We start from the raw sequence: 5412 nt of genomic DNA on the forward strand, positions 1-5412 counted from the left end.
TATGCTTCGTTAGATGCTTTCAAAATACGACGGCATGGTCTATTTTTTTCCATAAAAAATAACACATTCCCACCATCCATGGCGGTCAGATGCTGGAGGTAGAGTAACGCAGGAGCTTGTTACCGAGAATCACTATTCGCTTCAATCATCTGCCTTGCCTACTGCACTTTGAACTCCCGCTGAAAGATCACATATTTAATAGGATTGGTATAAGATAACAGAATCCTTCAAGCCCAAAAAAAGTTGCCTAAACAATTTGTCTATACACCGAAACACTGTGAGTAACGTTGTTGGCACTACACGTTTTAGAATATTGAACAAACTGATTATAAGTTATTTAAATCATAGCTTATTTTCTAATATTGTTTGCGAAATAATATGTACACAAGGGATAACTAATTTGGCCTGCTAAAGTGATAATGTGACCTAACCGGAGCAAACCAATATCGGTAAAACCATGCTCAATTATGATGCTTACAACGTGGTTTAGATACGGTTAAAAGCCCAGTGTGAAACAACTGACAGGGCTATTGAAACAGATATGACTTGTTAATAACTAAAGCAATAACCCTTAGAGGTTAACACTCGGTTTAGTTAGCATGTTAGCGCTAAATATTAATCACTGTGTATTGTATACAGCTTGTATATTGCAGCAAAATAATCATGCTTTTTAGGTTGATAAAACAGCAAATTATTACTGATATGCCTAAACCTCACCTAAGACCCCAAACTGACAATAAATCAACTGAGCTATAGCAGTGTATTAATCTTTGAGTATATAAGATGGGTTATTTTCTAAATGCGCTTGCGCTGCCGTAATGGCTATAACAGCTTTAGAGTTAAACTCGCGCTGATACAAGGTGTATACCACAATTAAACTGGCAAGAATTAACATCCCTGGATGAATAAACCAACACAATGCCGCCATGGAATAATAATAAGAACGTAAACCATAGTTATATGAATGTGCCGCTTGATCTTGCACCACAGCAACTTGTCTTGAATAACCTAACGCATTTTCATCTGTTCCCGTTTTATCTAACGGCACAGCACCTATCATAACATTCACAAAACCATACTGACGCATTGACCAAGTAAATTGAAAAAAGGCTAACACAAAGATACCCGCTAAAAGGGCGAGTTTAACTTGTATCAATGCATGGTTCGGCGATGCCGTAAAGGGAATAGAAGCTATCACGGTTTCAAGCTTTTCTACCTGAGAGAAAAGTGTCAATACCCCAGCGAGCACCAATAAAGTGCTTGAGGCAAAAAAAGCAATATTTCGTTCTAAATTGCCCAATAAAGCGGCATCCCCAACACGTACTTCTCTTGTCAAAACCTGAGACATCCAATGAATACGCTGTTGATGCATGACTCGGGCGATGCAATTGGTGTTTTTGGCTTTACGACGAGCAAAACTGGTATAGCCTATCCAGCTCACTAAAAACACTAATAAGGCTAGGAAATCTAACCAAGGAATCAACATTTTACTTAACCTATACTGAATTATTAAACAACGAATTATGCATTAATTTTGTTATTTGATGAATTATTTTATTCTCTGACGAGCTAAATCGTTAGTGAGCTTGCATGTTTAACTCAAAATGGACTTGGGCAAACAAAGTCAATCCGTTGTTCTGTTATTGGATGGGTAAATGACAACACAGTGGCATGTAACAATAATCGTCCCGACATTTGCTGAGAATGTTCATTATGGTACAAATCGCAGCCTAAAATTGGATGACCGATTTGTTGGCTATGTATACGTAACTGGTGGGTTCTCCCTGTAACAGGGGTAAAACACACTCGAGTCGATAATCCTTGTGGATGACGATTCAACACTTGATATTGACTTAATGCAGGTTTGCCAGTGGTATGACAAATCTTCATAAGTGGAAAATGTTCAGCATCTTTAGCAATTGGAAAATCTATTTCACCTTGGTCATTCGGTAAATTGCCTTGTAATTCTGCGGTATATTTTTTTTCTATGGTACGTAATTGAAATTGTTTAGTTAATAAGCCATTAATTTGTTTATTTAAAGCCACCAGCATTACACCAGAAGTACCAAAATCAAGACGGTGAACTAAGGTTGCTGTTGGGAAATCTTGCACTAAACGATAGTGAACAGAATCTTTATTTAATGGATTTTTCCCCGACAGGCTCAATAGGCCAGAGGGTTTGTTGATCAGTAATAGGTGTTCATCTTGGTATAACACCTCAATGATTCCCTCACAGGGCGGCGCAATAAATTCAGGCATAATAATATTTTGGTTATTAGGGTCTATTGATCTTTCAAGGTTGTTTTGGCAGCGAATTGTTGTTCATTACTTAAACATGAACGACAAGGCAGAGGCGTTGCAATGTCGCTATTCTACATTAAAAGCCGATAACGCAGTAGAAATGAACAACAAACGCTCAACTAAAAACGTTTTACTCTTTGTTGAGCGATTATTTGTAAATCAAATGCTACTTAGAACGCTAGGCTTTAATTCACTCGCCCCGAACAAAAATTAACTAACAAAGAACAGCAGACCCTAAATGTTAGCCACGATCATCAGGGCGGGATTAAGATTTGTTAAATCTCTTAACCAAAGAAAAGATGCTCCTTACGGCCATGCCCCTGTCATCTTCTTCGATACTCAATAGACGCCGTCGTTATCCCAGTGAGGTTGGTTGCCTTTTACCTAAACAACATAGTCACCTTTAGCTTTGATGATTTGTTGCAGCGTTTCCCGCTGGCAATGAAGTGCATCAAAGGTTACAACAGGGTCTTCGATGAGTTTCAAGTGTTCAAATAAGGACATAGATTAGGTTCAGTAGAATAACATGCCTGATCAGATCATACAGATACGAAAAAGTTCCCTACGGTTAACAAAGTATGATCCTGCCCTGGATTTTAACTGTATGTGTCCTCATTAATATGGCTTAATAATTCAACTTCAAAAAACAATTTAACGAATAAAAAACAGCATTGCAATATTAAAATAATGATAAAAGTGGTTGCCTAAACGTGGGGGGGGGTAATAGAATCTCAGCGGTTTTAAAAAAGACTTACACTGATGTAGGTTTAAATCGTGAGGGATTATGAAATTTAGTTACACCGTTAAAATAGCTATGGCTTTTGTTATATTTTTTTCAACTTCAGATGACACTATAGCTGAAGAAAGATGTAAACGAATCGAACTGAACAGCTCGGTTTCACTCGAAAAATCAATTGATCACTGTATTACAATACCTATCTATACAAATGATCCAATTGTACTAACACAATTCGAGAATCCAGGCAGCTCAATAGATGGCTTTAAAGTTCAACTTGTAGACTCAACTTCAACTCGTGCGTCAGTTGAAGAAACTTTTACTTCAAATGGTTTAGTAAGTACAAGCCGCTCATTTAAAGCTTCTCAACGTGGCGAAGCTGTTTTTCATATCTCACCAACTTCCACAAATAGAAAAACTCAAGTCAACATTATGTATGGAAGAGTAGATGGGGTAGATCTTATTTACTTTATGAATACAAATACTCCATATACACCGGTAACAATTCCTAGCGGGCCTCCTGTAGATGAATGTAACGGTAGAAATTGTAACAATATCAGAATGATGAGCACAGGCTTACTTGAGCCTAATCTAAATAACTCTTATGATAATGAAACTCAAAAACTATCAAGAAAAAATATTTCTGACATATCAATATTTGTACAAAGCAGTGCATCAAATACTTCTACAGGTAATATAACTTGTAATATAAATAACATGTCTCCAGCTATGCCTAATGATTTAAATCTGAATGCAAACATTGCTCAAGCAGAGGAATATAAAGCCCAAATGGACTTTGGAACCTCACCTATCGATTCATATTCTGATGTTTTTGATCGAAAACAGTTAACAATAATGAAAACAGTGACCCAATTAGTTTGGGCGACGACATTATTTAATGATGGGAAAAAATTCGATTTAAAAAAGTTTGGATCAAGTGAAGACTTTGGAAATTTTCATTATGGTGCGATGTTAAGTGCAGCAGGGTTTGAAGATACATTAATCTTTAGTGGAGCAAGTGCTAACCAAGCATGGAAAGATGATGGGAAAGGTATAGCTGGGCTATGGGGACTTATTAGTGGGTTTATAACTCAAGATAGAGATCACCCTCACGATACTGTCCAAGTTACTAGAGGTATTAATTATTATAAAGAGGTATATAAGAATGATAATAACACCGTTAACGTGTCTGATTCATGCGATGATTCAAATGGATTGCAAATTGTAGCTGCTACAGGAATAGGCGGTGGTGGACCTAGTGGAGGTATAGAGCCGGGCGTACCTGGTGGTGGCAGAGTTAAATATAAATATTCATGTGAGCTATGGAGATTCCCTAATGGTTTAGGGGGCTTTTACTTTTTAAACAGAAATTGCAAATACAAAATAATTCCGTACTGATTCAAATAGGTAATTTGAAATGATATTTAAAAAAATTTTTACCTTTTTCATAGTTTTTTTATTAATGGCTTGTAGTCCTAACTACAATGAAAAGTTAATTACAGAACCTGAGATGATAAGTGAGGTAAGGAATTTAACCGCTAGCGTCAAGCGATATAATGTCAAAGAAGTTTCTTACTACTCTAAAGAAGTAATTATCTTAAATGGTATTGTAATAAACCCTATTAACAAAACCTTCGGGAAAAGCCCTGACGGGGGGCTTATGATGACTTATTCTGATAAAGCTGCAGATAACAGCTTTACAAGTTGGAACCAGGTTTTTGCAGAAACAAGTCCTGTTACTAGCTTATCTAATGAGAAACTAAATGAGTTACTCGCTGACATGGCTAACATTGGTGTTACCGATATCTTCAACGACAGCGATTATAATATCATTCGTATTCAATGGGGTAATTCTGTAATGCTAGGGATAAACGGTCTAATTTTTGGTAATGAGAAAGATGCTGTTGCGTTTCAGCAGGACGCAAAGTTTGATGTGTTTAAAAAAATATCAGATGAAGTATACTTTTTTCAATTACTGTAAATAGTTAATTAATGTTAAAAAGAGCTTAGTGAGAGTTGGTTGATACGTAATTAGGGATCGATATGATCCCTTTTCATTTTAAGTTTCTGAGCCTGCAGTAAGACTCATGTGACGGCAATAAAAAATCGATCAATTTTACTTTTAGTGACTAAAAAAATCTAGTGAAGCCTGAATGTAAAGTTTTGGTATTTAATTAGCTCTTAAATATGCTAGTTAACAACCACTAAGTCTACATGTAATACCAATCCTATTAAATATGTGATCTTTAGCGGGAGTTCAAAGTGCTGTAGGCAAGGCAGATGATTGAAGCGAATAGTGATTCTATTTTGAAAGCATCTAACGAAGCATAAAGGACTTTGAAACCCGCCAGAATGGAGTCTCTCAGGTATTCCAC

Annotated in this window: 4 protein-coding genes and 1 pseudogene; 2 read left to right on the forward strand and 3 right to left on the reverse strand. The window is 36.5% G+C overall.

Annotated features, from left to right (window positions below):
- Positions 1-763: 763 nt before the first annotated feature.
- The 3 genes and pseudogenes from ACWXWT_RS19710 to ACWXWT_RS19720 all read right to left on the reverse strand — a co-directional run.
- Positions 764-1486, reverse strand: a complete 723-nt coding sequence (locus tag ACWXWT_RS19710) for a DUF599 domain-containing protein (protein WP_456043273.1) — start codon at positions 1484-1486, stop codon at positions 764-766.
- A gap of 113 nt (positions 1487-1599) precedes the next feature.
- Positions 1600-2259: an RluA family pseudouridine synthase gene (locus tag ACWXWT_RS19715; RefSeq protein ID WP_456043274.1), complete on the reverse strand. Its 660-nt coding sequence runs from the start codon at positions 2257-2259 to the stop codon at positions 1600-1602.
- Between the two features lie 344 nt (positions 2260-2603).
- A pseudogene (locus tag ACWXWT_RS19720) lies at positions 2604-2790 on the reverse strand (ISAs1-like element ISSba1 family transposase); the annotation flags it as partial.
- 295 nt (positions 2791-3085) lie between these two features.
- Between ACWXWT_RS19720 and ACWXWT_RS19725 the strand changes: the two are divergent.
- Positions 3086-4435, forward strand: a complete 1350-nt coding sequence (locus tag ACWXWT_RS19725) for a polymorphic toxin type 44 domain-containing protein (RefSeq protein ID WP_456043275.1) — start codon at positions 3086-3088, stop codon at positions 4433-4435.
- A 19-nt stretch (positions 4436-4454) separates the two neighbouring features.
- A complete protein-coding gene (locus ACWXWT_RS19730) occupies positions 4455-5018 on the forward strand; it encodes a hypothetical protein (RefSeq protein WP_456043276.1) in 564 nt (187 codons plus the stop codon).
- Positions 5019-5412 lie beyond the last annotated feature (394 nt).

It is taken from the genome of Shewanella sp. A22 (assembly GCF_053850585.1).